General features: G+C 64.2%; 15 protein-coding genes. 7 read left to right on the top strand and 8 right to left on the bottom strand.

What is annotated here, in order from left to right; translation table 11 throughout:
- Positions 1–7 precede the first annotated feature (7 nt).
- From Q7T10_RS01235 to msrA, 5 genes are read right to left on the bottom strand one after another with little or no spacing between them, the layout of a single operon-like run.
- On the bottom strand, positions 8–514 hold the full coding sequence (locus tag Q7T10_RS01235; protein WP_304745026.1) for a DUF3299 domain-containing protein: 507 nt from the start codon (positions 512–514) through the stop codon (positions 8–10).
- Positions 504–752 carry a hypothetical protein gene (locus Q7T10_RS01230; RefSeq protein ID WP_304745024.1) on the bottom strand — a complete coding sequence of 83 codons (249 nt, stop codon included), beginning with the start codon at positions 750–752 and terminating at the stop codon, positions 504–506. The genes Q7T10_RS01235 and Q7T10_RS01230 overlap by 11 nt, the downstream gene beginning before the upstream one ends.
- A 4-nt stretch (positions 753–756) precedes the next feature.
- A complete protein-coding gene (locus Q7T10_RS01225) occupies positions 757–1,968 on the bottom strand; it encodes an FtsX-like permease family protein (RefSeq protein WP_304745022.1) in 1,212 nt (403 codons plus the stop codon).
- A 2-nt stretch (positions 1,969–1,970) separates the two neighbouring features.
- Positions 1,971–2,645: an ABC transporter ATP-binding protein gene (locus Q7T10_RS01220; RefSeq protein ID WP_304745020.1), complete on the bottom strand. Its 675-nt coding sequence runs from the start codon at positions 2,643–2,645 to the stop codon at positions 1,971–1,973.
- Positions 2,642–3,184, bottom strand: coding sequence for a peptide-methionine (S)-S-oxide reductase MsrA (gene msrA / locus Q7T10_RS01215; protein WP_304745018.1), 543 nt, complete (start codon positions 3,182–3,184; stop codon positions 2,642–2,644). Before msrA ends, Q7T10_RS01220 begins: the two co-directional genes overlap by 4 nt.
- A 146-nt stretch (positions 3,185–3,330) precedes the next feature.
- On the opposite strand from msrA, the gene Q7T10_RS01210 reads away from it, so the two are divergent.
- The 6 genes from Q7T10_RS01210 to Q7T10_RS01185 all read left to right on the top strand — a co-directional run bounded on the left by Q7T10_RS01210 (position 3,331) and on the right by Q7T10_RS01185 (position 10,858).
- Positions 3,331–4,038, top strand: coding sequence for a TetR/AcrR family transcriptional regulator (locus Q7T10_RS01210; protein WP_304745016.1), 708 nt, complete (start codon positions 3,331–3,333; stop codon positions 4,036–4,038).
- Positions 4,035–5,183 (top strand): efflux RND transporter periplasmic adaptor subunit, encoded by a 1,149-nt coding sequence (locus Q7T10_RS01205; RefSeq protein WP_304745014.1) that lies wholly within the window; start codon positions 4,035–4,037, stop codon positions 5,181–5,183. The genes Q7T10_RS01210 and Q7T10_RS01205 overlap by 4 nt, the downstream gene beginning before the upstream one ends.
- A gap of 3 nt (positions 5,184–5,186) precedes the next feature.
- Positions 5,187–8,414 carry an efflux RND transporter permease subunit gene (locus tag Q7T10_RS01200; RefSeq protein WP_304745012.1) on the top strand — a complete coding sequence of 1,076 codons (3,228 nt, stop codon included), beginning with the start codon at positions 5,187–5,189 and terminating at the stop codon, positions 8,412–8,414.
- 41 nt (positions 8,415–8,455) lie between these two features.
- The gene (locus Q7T10_RS01195; protein ID WP_304745010.1) at positions 8,456–9,109 is read left to right on the top strand and encodes a protein-L-isoaspartate O-methyltransferase; all 654 of its coding nucleotides are present in this window, start codon (positions 8,456–8,458) and stop codon (positions 9,107–9,109) included.
- 4 nt (positions 9,110–9,113) lie between these two features.
- Positions 9,114–9,455, top strand: a complete 342-nt coding sequence (locus Q7T10_RS01190; protein WP_304745008.1) for a rhodanese-like domain-containing protein — start codon at positions 9,114–9,116, stop codon at positions 9,453–9,455.
- A gap of 68 nt (positions 9,456–9,523) precedes the next feature.
- Entirely contained in the window at positions 9,524–10,858 is a 1,335-nt protein-coding gene (locus Q7T10_RS01185; RefSeq protein WP_304745006.1) for a TolC family outer membrane protein, read from the top strand.
- Here the strand turns inward: Q7T10_RS01185 and Q7T10_RS01180 are convergent.
- The 3 genes from Q7T10_RS01180 to Q7T10_RS01170 form a co-directional block, all read right to left on the bottom strand.
- Positions 10,826–12,166 (bottom strand): 3-deoxy-D-manno-octulosonic acid transferase, encoded by a 1,341-nt coding sequence (locus tag Q7T10_RS01180; protein WP_304745003.1) that lies wholly within the window; start codon positions 12,164–12,166, stop codon positions 10,826–10,828. The genes Q7T10_RS01185 and Q7T10_RS01180 overlap by 33 nt on opposite strands.
- The gene (waaC, locus tag Q7T10_RS01175; protein WP_304745001.1) at positions 12,163–13,173 is read right to left on the bottom strand and encodes a lipopolysaccharide heptosyltransferase I; all 1,011 of its coding nucleotides are present in this window, start codon (positions 13,171–13,173) and stop codon (positions 12,163–12,165) included. The genes Q7T10_RS01180 and waaC overlap by 4 nt, the downstream gene beginning before the upstream one ends.
- An 82-nt stretch (positions 13,174–13,255) precedes the next feature.
- Positions 13,256–14,638 (bottom strand): phosphomannomutase/phosphoglucomutase, encoded by a 1,383-nt coding sequence (locus Q7T10_RS01170; protein ID WP_304744999.1) that lies wholly within the window; start codon positions 14,636–14,638, stop codon positions 13,256–13,258.
- Positions 14,639–14,762: 124 nt separating this feature from the next.
- On the opposite strand from Q7T10_RS01170, the gene Q7T10_RS01165 reads away from it, so the two are divergent.
- Positions 14,763–16,331, top strand: a complete 1,569-nt coding sequence (locus Q7T10_RS01165) for a DNA-3-methyladenine glycosylase 2 family protein (RefSeq protein ID WP_304744997.1) — start codon at positions 14,763–14,765, stop codon at positions 16,329–16,331.
- Positions 16,332–16,368: the final 37 nt, after the last annotated feature.

Here is a 16,368-nt window from a genome sequence, read left to right as displayed (position 1 = left end):
AACGCCGCTACTTCACGCTGACCGCATCGGTGATGCGGTAGTACAGGCCGTAGGAATCGTCGCTCAAGACAGTGAACTTGCCTTCCACCGTGACCGGCTCCAGCGAATATTTGACCGGCGTTCTGGTTTTCACTTCCACCATGCTCTCCGGCCCGCCCGGCACGCAGAAGGAACAGCTCAGCGGCACGGAACTGAGCAGGAAATGCTTCTGCTTTTCGCCCGGCTCCAGCGGCATCATGAAGCCCTGAATGCGCTGGGTTTTATCGTTCAGCGCCTGCACCGTTGCGGGAAACACGGGCAGCAGGCGGTTGTTGACAGCCTTGGTCTTGACCTCCGTCAGCAGCGACCAGGGCAGCACATCGGCACGCGCCGGCAAGGGGGCAAACGGGCTGTTGGGGCTGTGCACACCCGCGCCGGTGCCGGCCGGGATGCCGCCCGCAACCGGCGGACTCAGCTGCGCCTGGGCACTCAAGCCCAGAGTCAGCAGCAACACCGCGAAGAATTTAATGCTCATGTTTCATTCCACAAAACTTGCCAATGGCCAGACCCTTGCAGGCGATCTGAAGTTCCTTGTTGCACACGTCTTCTTTCTTGCCGGATTCCAGGCACTTGGCCGCCGCCTCGTGCGCTGCGGCCATGGCGCGGTGGCGGGCAACATCGGCCTTGGTTTCCTTGTCGCCGTGCGTTTCGGCTGCTATGCAAACAGTAGCTGTCAGCGCAATGGATACGAGGGCTACAAGCACTTTTTCCATAAATTCACCTTGAGTTCAGAAGTTGACCGGCATCGACCCGGTAGGCACTGAGCGCGGGCAGCAAAGCCGCCAGACCGGCCACCGCCACCGCCGCGGCAGGAATCCACGCCTCGGCCGGCACCCACAGCCAGCCGGTCACCGGCAGGGATTTTTCAGCCTGCAGCATCCAGCCTACCAGACCTGTCAAGAGGTGGCCGCCCAGCAGCCCCAAAGCCGAGGCCAGCAGCGCCAGCCACAGCGCCTCGCACAGCAGCAGGCCCGCCACCTTGGCCGGGCTGGCGCCCAGCATGCGCAGCATGGCCAGATCGGCCCGGCGTTCGCGCACCGCGTTCCACAATGCGATGAACACGCTCAAACCGGCGGTCAGCAGGAGCACGGCGCCAAAGCCGCGCAGCACCTCGGTGCCGACGCCCACCATGCGCAGCAGTCGCGTCACTTCCACGGCCGGGGCGGCCGCCTGCATGCCGGTGCTGGAGTTGACATAGCGCGGCAAGGTCACCGCCGCCAGCGGGCTGCTGTACTGGATCAGCGCCAGCGTGATTTCACGTTCAGCCTCCAGCACCTTGCGGTCTTCCTCGCTGAGATCATCGCCAGCACTGGCTTTTTCGTGCACTTGCCACACCGATTCAGCAGCGGTCAGGATCAGCCGGTCCAGCACGCACTGGCAGGGCTTGAGCACGCCGCTGACCTGATAGGGGTTGTCGCCATGCGCATGGCCGCCGCCGCCCAGACCATGCGAGCCAATGAAGGTGTCGCCCGCCTTCATGCCGGTGGCCAGCGCCACCCCGGCCCCCAGCACCGTTTGCATGGACTGACGCCAGGGGGTGCCCTGCGCCAGCGTGGCGCCGTAATGGCTGAGGTAGTCGGGCGAGGTACCGACAATGCGAAAGCCGCGAAAGCTGTCGCCCAGGCTCAAGGGGATCAGCCTGGCCACGCGCGGGTCTTTTTGCAGCGCCTGCACCTCGGCCAGCGGGATATTGCCCGGCGGCACATCGATGTGGAACACGCCGGCCAGAATCAGCTGCATGGGGCTGCCCTTGGCCCCCACCACCAGGTCAATGCCGGCCAGATCGCGCTCAAAGGCACGGTCAATCTGTTCGGAAGTCAGCATCACCAGGGTGATCGACGCCAGCCCCAGCGACAGCAGCAGCAGGTTGAGTGCTGCCGCCAGCGGGCGTGACCACAGGTAGCGAAACGAGAGTGCTATCGTTTTCATAGCTATAAAGGCATATTCGACGAGGGCTGGAGCCTTATTTTATCATCAAACAGCACGACCGCCGCCTGGGGCAGTGCCTCCACCACCCGCGCATCGTGGGTGGCGATCACCAGCGTGGCGTTGGCGCGTGCGGCACTGCGCTTCAACAGGTCCAGCGCATCGCGGGCGGCCTCGTCGTCCAGACTGGCGGTAGGCTCGTCCACCAGGATGACCTGCGGGTTCAGCAGCACGGCGCGTGCCAGCGCCACGCGTTGCGCCTGGCCTCCCGAGAGCTGTGCCGGCCGGCGCCTGGCCAGATGAGCCACGCCCAGGGCGTCCAGCGCACGGCGAATGGCCGCCGCATCTTTGGCCAGACCGGCCGCAAAGTAGGCCAGCGCCAGATTGCCCTCGACCGTGAGGGCCTCACTCAAATGCAGCTTTTGCGGCAGGAAGCCAATCGCCCGTGCCCGCCAGGCGTCACGCGCGATGGGCTTGAGCGCACCGAGGGCCTGCCCCGCCACCGTCAGGGTGCCATGGGTCGCACCCAGCAACCCAGCGGCCAACGCCAGCCAGGTCGATTTGCCCGACCCGGAACGCCCACGCAACAGCAACACACCGCCCTGCGGCACGTCCAGGTCAGGGAAAGCCAGCGCGGGTCCGTTCAGGTACTGGTATTGCAGTCCGTGCGATGAAATCAAGGCTTCACCAGGCGGGCAAAGGTCTTGCGGAACTTGGCCACCTTGGGCGCGGCCACGGCAACGCAGTAGCCCTGGCCCGGGTTCTTCTCAAAGAAGTCCTGGTGGTAATCCTCGGCCGGCCAGTAGTTGGCCAGCGGCAGCACTTCAGTAACGATCGGGCGGCTGTAGACGCCGCTGTCGGCCATTTCCTGAATGAGGTCTTTGGCCACCGCCTCCTGCTCGGGCGTGGAGAAATAGATGCCGCTGCGGTACTGCGTGCCGCTGTCATTGCCCTGCCGGTTCAGCGTGGTGGGGTCGTGAATGACAAAGAATATTTCCAGAATCTCGCGCGCGCTGATCTGAGCCGGATCGAACACGAGTTTGACCACCTCGTTGTGGCCGGTGCTGCCGGTGCAGACCTGCTCGTAGCTGGGGCGAACGGCGTGCCCATTGCTGTAGCCCGACTCCACGTCCATCACGCCCCTGACGTTCACATAAACGGCTTCGGTGCACCAGAAGCAGCCACCGCCCAGGGTGATGGTTTGCAGCGAATCTGACATGGAAAACCTCCTCTCGAATCTGTTGATCGCGTCGAACCCGCGCATCTTACGCGTCGACGGATGCGACGCCCACCCATCGGGGCGCCTCACCAATTGACAGCCCATCCGGCAAAAGCTACATTAATAACCAGTTAGTCATTAATTTCATGCCCCTTTCCAAGCTGATCTGCAATACCAAGCCGACCGTGCCTGCCAAGCACGAGCGGCGCAAGGACGCGCGCCCGGGCGAACTGCTGGCCGCTGCGCTGGACCTGTTCGTGGAAAAAGGCTTTGCCGCTACCAAATCCGAGGAAGTGGCCCGCCGCGCCGGTGTTTCCAAAGGCACGCTGTTTCTGTATTTTGCAAGCAAGGAAGAGCTGTTCAAGGCGGTGGTGCGGGAAAACATCTCGGGACGCTTCCTGGAGTGGAACGCCGAATTCGAGGCCTTTGAGGGCAGCACGGCCGACATGTTGCGCTACGCGCTGGCGATGTGGTGGGCGCGCCTGGGCAGTTCCAAAGCGTCGGGCATCACGAAGCTGATGCTGAGCGAGGCCGACAACTTTCCGGAACTGGCGGTGTTCTACCAGCATGAAGTCATCCAGCCAGCCCGTGATCTGATCCGGCGCATCCTGCAGCGCGGTGTTGACCGCGGTGAGTTCGCGCCCGTGGACATGAAATATGGCGTCTATACGGTCCTGGCCCCCTTGCTTTTTCTGCAGCTGTTGATGCACTCCAAAATCGCCTGCCTTGACAATGCGGACGCGTCCCCGCTGGTGCCCGAGGAGTTCCTCGCGGTTCAGGTGCAAACCATTCTCGACGGCCTGCGCGTGCGACCGGCCTCCCCTCCCACTGACGAAGGACTTGAATCCCTATGAAACGATGGTTGAAATGGGCAATCGTCGCCCTTGTCGTCGCTTTGATCGCCATTGGCGTGTTGCGCGCCCTGGCAGCCCGCAAGGCACAACAGCAGGCGGTGGCCACCCAGGCGGCCCAGCGCACCCAGACCGTGGTGGAGTTGGGCGCGACCGATGTGGTGCAGGTCAAGACCCGCGAGCTGGCGCAGGGACTGCCGATCTCGGGCGCCCTCAAGGCGGTCAACACGGCCATCGTGAAGGCGCGGGTCGCCGGTGAATTGCAGGGCCTGACGGTGCGCGAAGGCGATTCGGTCAAGGCGGGTCAGATCCTCGCCCGGGTCGATTCCACCGAATACCAGGCCCGCGTGCAGCAGGCGCAGCAACAGGCTGAATCGGCCAGGGCCCAGGTGGACATTGCCCGGCGCAACTTCGACAACAACCGCTCGCTGGTGGACCAGGGCTTTATTTCCAAAACCGCGCTGGACTCTTCCGCTGCCAGCCTCGCCTCAGCCGAGGCCACCTACCGCGCCGCGCAGGCCGGCGCCACAGTGGCCGGCAAGTCGCTGACGGATACCGTGCTGCGCGCGCCCATCGCCGGCCTGGTTTCGCAACGACTGGCGCAACCCGGGGAACGGGTGGCGATCGACGCACGCATCGTGGAAATTGTCGACCTGAGCAAACTCGAGCTGGAAGTCAGTCTGAGCGCCAGCGATTCGCTGGACGTGCGGCTCGGCCAGAGCGCGCTGCTCCAGATCGAGGGCGCGGCCAGGCCGGTGACCGCCAGGGTGGTTCGGATCAACCCCAGCGCCGCGGCCGGCAGTCGCGCCATACTGGTCTATCTGGCGGTGGACGCACCCGCCGGCCTGCGCCAGGGCCTGTTTGCCCAGGGCACGCTGGGCACCGAGCGCCTGCAGGCCCTGTCGGTCCCGCTGAATGCCGTGCGCACCGACAAACCCGAGCCCTATGTGCAACTGGTCAGCAACAACCAGGTGGTTCATCAGACCATCGAGATCGGTGCGCGCGGCGAAGTCGACGGACAAACCATGGTCGCCATCAAAGGCGTTCCCGAGAACACCACCGTCGTCGCTGGTGCGGTAGGCACACTGCGTGCGGGCACTGCCGTGAAATTCGCAAACCCTGCGAACCCGGCACCCGGCGGTAAATAGACCATGTGGTTCACCCGCGTCAGCCTTCACAACCCCGTCTTCGCCACCATGGTCATGCTGGCCATCGTGGTGCTGGGTCTGTTTTCCTACCAGCGCCTGCAGGTGGACCAGTTTCCCAATGTTGACTTTCCTGTGGTCGTCGTCACTGCCGACTACCCTGGCGCTTCGCCCGAAATTGTCGAGAGTGAAGTCACGAAAAAGATCGAGGAAGGCGTCAACTCGATCGCCGGCATCAACGCCCTGACCTCGCGCAGCTATGAAGGCCAGTCGGTTGTCATCATCGAATTCCAGCTGCACATCAACGGGCGCAAGGCCGCCGACGATGTGCGCGAGAAAGTCGCCCTGATCCGCCCCAACCTGCGCACCGAGGTCAAGGAGCCGCGGGTCCTGCGCTTCGATCCGGCCAGTCGCGCCGTGTGGTCGCTGGCGGTATTGCCTGTACCCAGTGCCCCCACGCCCGCCGCTTCCGGCGCCGCACCCAGGCAACTGACCGCCGTCGAATTGACCAGCTGGGCTGACCAGACACTGAAAAAACGCCTGGAAAACGTGCGCGGCGTGGGTTCGGTAACCGTGGTGGGCGGCACCAAGCGCGAAATCAATATCTACCTCAACCCCCAGGCGCTGGAAGCCTTTGGCGTCACGCCCGACCAGGTGGTATCAGCGGTGCGCAATGAAAACCAGGACCTGCCGGTCGGCTCGATCCGTTCTCGCGAGCAGGAGCGGGTGGTACAGATCGAAGCCCGCATGAAGCGGCCGGAAGACTTTGGCAAGATCATCGTGACACGCAAGAACGGTGCCCCCGTGCGCGTGGATCAGATCGCCAGGGTCGTTGACGGCGCCCAGGAAATTGACTCGATGGCGTTGTACAACGGTGAGCGCACGCTCTTGCTCAGCGTCCAGAAGTCACAGGACGAAAACACCATTGCCGTCATTGACGGCCTGCTGAAAATGGTCGCAGAGATGAAGACCCAACTGCCGCCCGGCGTGCGGCTGGAGCCGGTCACCGACGGCTCCCGGCAAATCCGGGTCGCGGTGGAAAACGTGCGCCGCACCCTGTTCGAGGGGGCCGCGCTCACCATCCTGATCGTGTTTTTGTTCCTCAATTCATGGCGCTCCACGGTCATCACCGGCCTGACGCTGCCGATTGCACTGATTGGCACCTTCCTGTTCATGAACCTGTTCGGCTTCACCATCAACATGATCACGCTGATGGCCCTGAGCCTGTGTGTGGGCCTGCTGATTGATGACGCGATTGTGGTGCGCGAAAACATCGTCCGCCACGTCCAGATGGGCAAGAAGCCGTTTCAGGCATCACTGGACGGCACCGAAGAAATTGGCCTGGCGGTACTGGCCACCACCTTGTCCATCGTGGCCGTGTTCATGCCGATCGGCTTCATGGGCGGCATCATCGGCAAGTTTTTCCATGAGTTCGGCATCACCATCGTGGCGGCCGTACTGATCTCGATGTTTGTCAGCTTCACGCTGGATCCGATGTTGTCCTCCATCTGGCATGACCCCAGCATCGACGAGCACGGTCACCACGGCCGCAACGCTGACGGCAGCAAACGCCAGCCTGTCACGCTGTACGACAAGACCATTGGCCGGGTTACCGGCTGGTTCGACCATGCCACCGAGTTGCTGATCGATGCCTACCAGGGCATCCTGCGCTGGGCGCTCGTGCACAAGCTGAAAACCGTGTTCATGGCGATCGTCATCTTCGTCATCAGCCTCTTCATGGTGCCGCTGCTGGGCACCGAATTCGTCCCCAAGGCTGACTTCTCCGAGACCTCGCTCAATTTCTACACGCCCATGGGCTCCTCGCTGGAGGCCACCGAAGCCAAGGCGAAACAGGTCGAGGGCATCTTGCGCGAGTTTCCCGAGGTCCGCTACACGCTGGCGACCATCAACACCGGTAATGCGGTGGGCAAGAGCTACGTCGGAGTCTATGTGCGACTGGTGGACCGCAAGGATCGCACACGCAATGTGGACGAGCTGTCGGCCGTGCTGCGCGAGCGCCTGAAACAGGTGCCCGGCATCACCGTCACCCATGCCGGCCTGCTCGATGCGGTCGGTGGGCAAAAACAGGTGGAGTTTTCCCTGCAGGGACCGGATCTGGCTGAACTCGAACGCATCAGCCGGCTGGTCATGGAAAAAATCAGTCCGATTCCCGGCCTGGTGGACCTGGACTCCAGCGTCAAGCCCAACAAACCCACGCTGAATGTTGAGGTCAAGCTCGACACCGCGTCCGACCTGGGCTTGGGCATCGGGCAGATTGGCAGCGCCCTGCGTACCCTGGTGGCCGGTCAGACGGTGGGCAACTGGCGTGCGCCGGATGACCAGACCTACGACGTCAATGTGCGCCTGGCCCCTGAGGCGCGCAACAACCCCGCCGACCTGGAGCGCCTGCCGTTCGCGATGGGCAGCAACGCAGACGGCAGCCCCCGCATCGTGCGACTGAACCAGGTGGCCACGGTGAAGGACTCGACCGGCCCCAACCAGATCAACCGGCGCGACCTGACGCGCGAAGTGGCGATCAATGCCAACGTCTACAATCGCTCGGCTGGTGAAGTCTCCAACGACATCAAGGCCGCGCTGGAGAGCATCAGCTTTCCGCCCGGCTACCGCTACCAGTTTGGCGGCTCCACCAAGAACATGGCGGAATCCTTTGGCTACGCGATTTCGGCGCTGGTACTGGCCGTCGTTTTCATCTACATGATTCTGGCCAGCCAGTTCAAGAGCTTTTTCCAGCCCCTGGCACTGATGACGGCGCTGCCGCTAACCCTGATCGGCGTGGTGCTGGCGCTGCTGATGTTCCGCTCGACCCTGTCGATGTTCTCGGTCATCGGGGTGGTGATGCTGATGGGCCTGGTGACCAAGAACGCCATTTTGCTGGTGGACTTTGCCATCCGTGCCCGCGAACCCGGTATCGACGCAGACGGCCGCCCCATCGCTGGCATGGAGCGCAATGCCGCGCTGCTGATGGCGGCCAAGGTGCGGCTGCGCCCGATCCTGATGACCACGCTGGCCATGATTTTTGGCATGCTGCCGCTGGCGCTGGCGCTCACCGAAGGCTCGGAGCAGCGCGCCCCCATGGGCCAGGCCGTGATCGGCGGCGTGATCACATCTTCCCTGCTGACTCTGGTGGTGGTGCCGGTGGTGTACTGCTACATGGATGATCTGGCGCAATGGTTGCGCCGCCGCTGGGGCCCTGGCGACAGCGCTGCCGGGTAAAATTTTGCAGAATCGGTTAACATACCCCCTGGAGTACCTAAATGAACTTGGAACAAGCCCGCTTTAACATGATCGAGCAGCAGATTCGTCCTTGGGACGTGCTGGATGCCGACGTGCTGCACCTGCTGTCGGTGGTCAAACGTGAAGACTTTGTCCCCCTGGCGCACAAGGCACTGGCGTTTGTCGACATGGAAATCCCCCTGGGCCACGGCCAGTTCATGCTGGCACCGCGCGTCGAAGCCCGGATGCTGCAGGACGCCGCCGTTCAGAAGCATGAAAAAGTGCTGGAGATCGGCGCCGGCTCCGGCTACATGGCCGCCTTGCTGGCGCACCGGGCCCAGCGCGTGATTTCGCTGGAGATCAATCCGGAACTGGCAAAAATGGCCCGCGCCAACCTGCAGAAGGCCGGCATTCACAACGCCGAAGTGCGGCAGTTCGACGGCGCCAAAGGCGCCCCCGCGGAAGGTCCATTTGACGTGATCATTCTGAGTGGCTCGGTGGCCGAGGTACCGCAGGCCCTGCTGGCCAACCTCAAGGTGGGCGGTCGGCTGATAGGCATCGTGGGCGAGGAGCCCGTGATGCGCGCCACCATCGTCACCCGCACCGGCGACGCCAGCTTCAAGACCAGCACGCCATGGGACACCGTCGCCCCACGCCTGCTGAATTTCCCCGAACCCTCACATTTCCGATTCTGACCCCATGATTGCTCAAGTACGCCCCTCCGAATTGTCCGTATGGCTGGAAACAGTGCGCGCCCATGGCGCACCGGTTGTGCTGGATGTGCGCGAACCCTCCGAGTTGCGGGTGGCGAGCATCAAGGCCGACGGATTTGAGCTGTTGACCATCCCCATGGGGGTGATTCCGCCTCGTCTGAACGAACTCGACCCCGGGCAACCCATTGCCTGCCTGTGCCATCACGGCGCCCGCAGCATGCAGGTGGCTTCGTTTTTGAGAGGCAGGGGTTTTGCCCATGTCGCCAATATTGCCGGCGGCATCAACGCCTGGTCTGCCGAGCTTGACCCGACCGTTCCGCGATATTGAATCCGAGTGATCAATTCGCCCCCCACAGCTGTCACAACCTGTCATTGCAAATGACTTCAAGGCCCACCATGAAAAAATTCCGTCTTCTACCCCTTTTCGTGGCCGTCAGCGCTGCGCTGGCCCTGCCTGTGGGCGCGCAAAGCCTGGTGGATCTGTACGAGTCGGCACGGGTCTTTGATGCGTCCTATCAGTCCGCCAAATCCCAGTATGACGCCACCATGGCCAGGGCAGACCAGGCCAAGGCGGCCGTTCTGCCCACGGCCGGCCTGGCGCTCGGTGTGTCGCGGACCAACCAGGAAGTGATTCCAGACACAGGCGCCAGCAGCGACCGTACCTATGACACCCAAAGCGCCTCCGTCAGTGCATCGCAGCCGCTGTACCGTCCAGGCAACCTGGCCAGCTACAGGCAGGGTCTCAAGCAGGCGGATATCGCCCAGGCCCAGCTGGCCGCCGCTGATCAGGACCTGATCGTGCGCGTCAGCCAGGCGTACTTTGACGTGCTGGCCGCGCAGGACAGCCTGACGTTCATCAAAGCCCAGAACGTGGCAGTGGGCGAACAGCTGGCGTCGGCCAAGCGTAATTTTGAAGTCGGCACCTCCACCATCACCGATACCCGTGAAGCACAGGCCCGGTTTGACCTGGTGACGGCGCAGGAAATCGCCGCCGCCAACGACCTTCGCATCAAGAAAATTGCCCTCGATCAGCTGGTGGGCAAGAGCGATACCCAGCCCCAATCCCTGGCTCTGCCCCTGGTTCTGCCGGCGCTTGTGCCCAATGACGTCAACACCTGGGTTCAGCAGTCGGAGTCTTCCCCTAGCATCAAGCAGTCACAGATCGCGCTGGAAGTCGCGCAACTTGAAACCAAAAAGGCAGAAGCGGGCCATAAGCCCACGCTGGATCTGACGGCCAGCTACGGCATGAATCGCTACCCGGACGGCAACCCAAGCAGCAGCCTGCCCAGCAGCTACCGCGCCAATGCCGGTTCGGTCGGCCTGGCGTTCAACCTGCCGCTGTTCGCCGGGTTCTCGACCCAGAACCGCATCAGGGAAACCCTGGCGCTGGAAGAAAAAGCCCGCAATGATCTCGAAAGCGCCAAACGCGCCGTAGCGCAAGGCACGCGCACAGCCTACTACTGTGTGGCGTCAGGCCAGGGCCAGGTCAAGGCCCTGGAAGCCGCCGAGGCCTCCAGCCAGAGCGCGCTGGACGCCAACAAGCTGGGCTACCAGGTGGGCGTGCGCATCAACATCGACGTGCTCAACTCACAAAGCCAGTTGTTCCAGACCAAACGCGATCTGGCCAAGGCCCGCTATGACGTCCTGATGTGCGGCCTGAAACTGCGCCAGGCCAGCGGCACGCTCGAAGCCAACGACTTACAAAGCGTCAACGCCCTGCTGGTCAAGTAAGGCCACCACGGCCGAGGCCGTTTTTTCCAGCGCCCCGCGATGGTCGCCTGAAAAGCCGGTGGCGGCTCGGGCCATGGTGGCTCGCGCCGGCGGATCATTCGCCAGCGCCCGGGCCGCAGCCACCGCCTGCGCCAGCGATGGCACCCGCAAGGCCGCCCCTGCCGCTTCTGCCAGTTCGGCCGCGTCGGCAAAATTGAAGGTATGCGGCCCCATCACCACCGGGCAGGCACAGGCGGCCGCTTCAATCAGGTTTTGGCCGCCCAGCGGCTCAAAGCTGCCACCCAGCAGGGCCACATCGGCCAGACCGTAGTACAGCGCCATTTCGCCCAGCGAGTCACCCAGCCAGATCGCGCTGGCGTCAGGCCCCTCGCTGCCAGGTGGCCCGTCGCCCCAGGCGCTGCGCCGCGAGACGACAAAGTCGTGCTGGCCGATCAGGGCCGCCACCTCGTCAAAGCGCTGCGGATGGCGCGGAACGATCAGCCACTGAATACTATTTGCTATTGAATTAACAGCACCCTGCGCATTACTGACGGGGGCCAGGGGCCGAAATGACCTCAATACTTGAAGCAGGGCCGCTTCCTCACCCTCGCGCGAGCTGGCAAACATGACGACCGGTCGGCCTGCCCTGCCTCGCCACGCCCGTCCTGCGGCCAACTGGTCCGCGTTGGGCGCGGCATCAAACTTGAGGTTGCCAAACACGCCCTGCACCGTGGCGCCGAGTTGGGTCAGGCGCTGGGCATCGGCCTGGGTTTGGGCCCACACCGCCGTCAGCGCGCCAAAGGCCGGGCGGGACAACCAGGCCAGGCGCTGCGCCTGTCGCTGTGATTTTTCGCTCATGCGCGCGTTGGCCAGCACCAGCGGCACGCCGCTCTGCGCGCAAGCCGCCACCAGATTGGGCCAGATCTCGGTCTCCATCAGGATGCCGATGCGGGGCCTGAAGTGCGCCAGAAACCGCCGCACGGCGCCGGGTGTGTCCCAGGGCTGCCAGGTCTGAATGTCGCCCGGCTGCAGCAGGGCGGCCCCTTGCGCCAGCCCGGTGGCGGTGCCGTGCGTCAACAATAGCCGCATACCGGGCAGCCGTTGACGCAACCCGGCAATCAGCAGGGCCGCCGTGCGCGTTTCCCCCAGCGACACGGCATGCACCCAGACCAGGCCGTCACTGGCGCTGCACGGGGCGCTGTCGTAGTACCCAAAGCGTTCTTCCACCGCCTGCAGGTAAAGCGGCTCGGCGACGCCGCGCCGCGCCAGCTTGCGGCGCACCAGCGGCTGCATCAGCCACACCAGCAGGCTGTACAAGGCCCGTGTCATGGGGTGACGATGGCGGCGGACACGCCAAGCCAGGCCAGCCAGACTGCGTCCACATCGGGCGCCGGGTGGCCGTAGACACTGACCTGGCGGGACGTGTCTTGCGGCCCGGTGCGCCAGGCGGTGTCGAAGTTGTAGAGCTGGACATGCGGCAAATCCAGCGCCACCGCCATGTGGCTCAAGCCGCTGTCCACACCGATCACACCCGCACAGGCGGCCAGCGCATCGGTCAGGGCGTCCAGCCCCAGCCGGGGCCAGACCGTGGCACGGGCGAGGCCGCTGGCGATGTTCTGTGCCATGGTCTGCTCCTCATCACTGCCGTGCGGCAGGGCCACGGTGTAACCGTTGTCGTTGAGTCGCTCACCCAATGCGCGCCACGCGACCAGCGGCCACTGCTTGTCGGCACGCGAGGTGCCATGCACCAGGGCCACGACGCGGGGACCGGACGCCTCAGGCGCTATGCTTTTGATAGCTATATGCGCTTTATCTGCGTGGGCTAGAAGCCCAAAAGACTGAATAACTGGCATGGCATAGCCGAAGGCGCGGGCGCACAGCTCACGCGACCGTGTCACGGCATGAATATGAGGCGGCAGCGACACCGCTACATCGGCCACCCAACGCGCGGGCGCTTCAAAGCCGGAGCCTTCGGTCTGGTTGGCCAGGCCATAGCGCTTGCCCTGCGGCGCCAGCCGCGCCAGCCAGGACACCAGCGCGGATTTGCTCAGGCCCTGCAGATCAATCACGGCGTCGTAATGCTCACGCTGCAACTCGGCCTTGAAGGCGCGCCAGGCCAGCCGTGTCGGCGTCGACAAAGGCGACTTGCGCCAGCGCCGCAGTTCGCATTCAATGACGCGATTAACACCCGCGCAGCGCCGCACCAGCGGGGCAAAGCCACGCTCCACCACCCAGTCAATCTGCGCCTGCGGATACGCCCGGCGGAGGTCCTGAACGGCCGGCATGGCGTGCACCACATCGCCAAGCGAAGACAGCTTGACGATCAAAATCTTCAAACTGTGGCCCCCACGCTAGCCACTGCGTGTGCTGCGCTGCCCCCCAAGGGGGCCTTCGCGTCTTGGGATGGCCCGGCGGCGCTCAATGCGCCGCCTCATCCACTACGGCACCGGGTTTCACGGTGCGCAGCAGGGCCAGCATCTCGGCTTCAATGCGGTGCAGCGCCTCGGGCGTGTGCCCTTCAAAGCGCATCACCAGCACGGGCGTGGTGTTGGAGGCGCGAATCAGGCCAAAACCATCGGGCCAGTCCACGCGCAGACCATCGATGGTATTGACGATGGCCGGTGCCGGGAAGCGTGCTGTCGCGACCAGTTTGTCCACCAGCGCGTGGGGCTCGCCCTCGGCGCATTTCACATTCAACTCAGGCGTCGAGAAACTGCTCGGAAGGTCATTGAGCACGGCACTGCCATCGGGTGAGCGACTCAGGATTTCGAGCAGGCGACAGCCCGCGTACGTGCCATCGTCAAAGCCAAACCAGCGCTCCTTGAAGAACATGTGGCCACTCATCTCGCCGCCCAGCGGCGAGTTGACTTCCTTCATCTTGGCCTTGATCAGCGAGTGCCCGGTCTTGTACATGAGTGGCTGGCCACCCGCTGCCTCAATGGCCGGCGCCAGGCGCTGCGAGCACTTCACGTCAAACAGGATGGTGCCGCCCGGCACGCGCGACAGCACGTCGCGTGCGAACAGCATCATCTGCCGGTCGGGGTAGATGTTGTTGCCCTCGCGGGTGATGATGCCCAGGCGGTCGCCATCGCCATCGAAGGCCAGCCCCAGTTCGGCATCGCCCGCGCGCAGCGCCGCAATCAGGTCGCGCAGATTCTCGGGCTTGCTCGGGTCGGGATGGTGGTTCGGGAAATTGCCATCGACTTCGCTGTACAGCTCGGTCACCTCGCAGCCAATCGCCCGCAAAATGGCCGGGGCCGACGCGCCTGCAATGCCATTGCCCGAATCGACCACGATCTTCATGGGGCGTGCCAGTTTGATGTCGCCCACAATGCGATCCCGGTAGGCCTCGAACACATCAACCGTCCGGACCTGCCCGCCGGCTTGCAGCGACCAGTTCTCCGCTTCCATCATGCGGCGCAAGGCCTGAATCTCTTCGCCGTAGATGGCCCGTCCGGCCATCACCATCTTGAAGCCGTTGTAGTCGCGAGGGTTGTGGCTGCCGGTGACCTGAATGCCGCTGCTGCACAGGGTGCTGGCGGCAAAGTACAACATGGGTGTCGTCACCATGCCGACATCGATCACCTCCACGCCGGCTGCCACCAGGCCGCGCACCAGCGCCGCACTCAGGCTGGCGCCACTCAGCCGCCCGTCGCGCCCTACGGCCACACAGGCTTCACCCTCACTGCGTGCCACCGTGCCAAAGGCGCGACCCAGGGCCTCGGCCACTGCCTCGTCGATGGTGGCCGGCACGATGCCGCGTATGTCGTAAGCCTTGAAAATGGAAGCGGATAGTTGCATGATTTTTGTCCCTGAAAGAAATTTTTACCCTGGATTTGTGCATCGGATTGTAGGCCGCCAACGGCCCCAGGGACATGTCCGAAAACGGCTTGTTTGCCTTCGCTGCACGCGTATCATTCCCCGCATGACTCCCCATGAAATCCAGCCAGACGACGACGCCTGCTACCTCGCCCTCAAGGCGCGGGACGCGCGTTTTGACGGCTGCTTTTTCACGGCGGTCACCTCTACCGGCATCTACTGCCGCCCGGTGTGTCGCGTGCGAACCCCGAAGCGCGAGAACTGCCGCTTTTTTGTCCATGCGGCGCAGGCAGAGAGTGCCGGTTTTCGACCCTGCCTGCGCTGCCGCCCGGAACTGGCACCGCGCACACCCGCTGCCAGCACCGGCCTTGACGCCAGGGCCTGGTCCATCCAGGATGCCTCCAGCATTCTGGCCGGTCAGGCGGCCCACCTGCTGGACACGCCCGACGCCTGGGGCGAGGCCACGCCCACCGTACGACAACTGGCCCAGCGCCTGGGCGTGAGCGACCGCCACCTGCGGCGCATTTTTGAAGCGCAGTTTGGCGTGTCACCGCTGCAGTACCTGCAGACGCGGCGCCTGTTGAGCGCCAAACAGCTGTTGACCGACACCACGCTGGCGGTCATCCAGGTGGCGCATTTGAGCGGCTTCGCCAGCGTGCGGCGCTTCAACGCCGCGTTTACCCAGCACTACGCCCTCAACCCGACCCAGCTGCGCCGCGAAGGCGGGAGCCGGGCCAAGGGTGCAAGTGACCCGGGCATCCACGTCAGACTGGCGTATCGCCCGCCCTATGACGTGGACGCCATGCTGCAGTTCTTCGCCACCCGGCAGATCGCCGGCATGGAAGAAGTCAACCTGGTGCCCGGCGACCAGAGCCTGCGCAAGACCGTGGCCGTGCAATACGCCGGCAAGCGCCACACCGGCTGGCTGGTGGCCCGCTTCGATGCGGCTGCCAGCCGGGTTGACCTGCGCGTGAGCGATTCGCTGCGCGACGTGCTGCCCTGGGTCATGTCGCGCATGCGAGCCCTGCTCGATCTGGACGCCGATCCCCGGGCCATCAACAGCCTGCTGCATGCCCACTTCCCGCTGGGAGACGGCTTGCGTGTGCCCGGCACCCTGGACGGCTTTGAGCTGGCCGTGCGCGCCATCCTCGGCCAGCAGATCACCGTGGCGGCGGCGCGCACCGTGGCGACACGACTGGTGACACGCTTTGGCGAACCGCTGGACACCCCGTTCCCCGGGCTGAACCGGCTTTTCCCGGCACCCGCAACGCTGGCCGCCGCCAGTGGCGATGCACTGGGGCAACTGGGCATCGTCAAGCAACGCCAAGCCGCCATCCAGGCCCTCGCCAGCGCGGTCGCGCAGCAGCAGCTGCCACTGCACGCCGGCGCTGACGTGGCGGACACGATCGCCGCCCTGAAGGCACTGCCGGGCGTTGGCGACTGGACGGCCCAGTACATTGCCATGCGCGCCCTGCGCTGGCCCGACGCCTTTCCGGCAGGAGACGTCGCGCTGCACAAGGCGCTGGGCGTGCAGGACAGCAAGAGCCCGGCCCGCGAAGCCCAAGCGGCGTCCCACGCCTGGCAACCGTGGCGCAGCTACGCGGTAATCCGCGCCTGGGCTTCTCTGCCCGTTGTGTCGAGGAATCGGCAGACCACCGCAGCTGCTATTAAATAGATAGCTACTTACGCATATTCCACGAGGGCTACAAGGC

The sequence above is a fragment of the Rhodoferax sp. genome (assembly GCF_030646845.1).
GTDB lineage: Bacteria > Pseudomonadota > Gammaproteobacteria > Burkholderiales > Burkholderiaceae_C > Rhodoferax.
Note: the sequence above shows the minus strand (reverse complement) of the source record. Positions and strands in the feature narration are given on the sequence as shown.

Coding starts and splice junctions, on each gene's coding strand:
- Q7T10_RS01235 (WP_304745026.1), bottom strand. CDS start 514: ATGAGCATTAAATTCTTCGCGGTGTTGCTGCTGACTCTGGGCTTGAGT.
- Q7T10_RS01230 (WP_304745024.1), bottom strand. CDS start 752: ATGGAAAAAGTGCTTGTAGCCCTCGTATCCATTGCGCTGACAGCTACT.
- Q7T10_RS01225 (WP_304745022.1), bottom strand. CDS start 1,968: ATGAAAACGATAGCACTCTCGTTTCGCTACCTGTGGTCACGCCCGCTG.
- msrA (WP_304745018.1), bottom strand. CDS start 3,184: ATGTCAGATTCGCTGCAAACCATCACCCTGGGCGGTGGCTGCTTCTGG.
- Q7T10_RS01210 (WP_304745016.1), top strand. CDS start 3,331: ATGCCCCTTTCCAAGCTGATCTGCAATACCAAGCCGACCGTGCCTGCC.
- Q7T10_RS01205 (WP_304745014.1), top strand. CDS start 4,035: ATGAAACGATGGTTGAAATGGGCAATCGTCGCCCTTGTCGTCGCTTTG.
- Q7T10_RS01200 (WP_304745012.1), top strand. CDS start 5,187: ATGTGGTTCACCCGCGTCAGCCTTCACAACCCCGTCTTCGCCACCATG.
- Q7T10_RS01195 (WP_304745010.1), top strand. CDS start 8,456: ATGAACTTGGAACAAGCCCGCTTTAACATGATCGAGCAGCAGATTCGT.
- Q7T10_RS01190 (WP_304745008.1), top strand. CDS start 9,114: ATGATTGCTCAAGTACGCCCCTCCGAATTGTCCGTATGGCTGGAAACA.
- Q7T10_RS01185 (WP_304745006.1), top strand. CDS start 9,524: ATGAAAAAATTCCGTCTTCTACCCCTTTTCGTGGCCGTCAGCGCTGCG.
- Q7T10_RS01180 (WP_304745003.1), bottom strand. CDS start 12,166: ATGACACGGGCCTTGTACAGCCTGCTGGTGTGGCTGATGCAGCCGCTG.
- Q7T10_RS01170 (WP_304744999.1), bottom strand. CDS start 14,638: ATGCAACTATCCGCTTCCATTTTCAAGGCTTACGACATACGCGGCATC.
- Q7T10_RS01165 (WP_304744997.1), top strand. CDS start 14,763: ATGACTCCCCATGAAATCCAGCCAGACGACGACGCCTGCTACCTCGCC.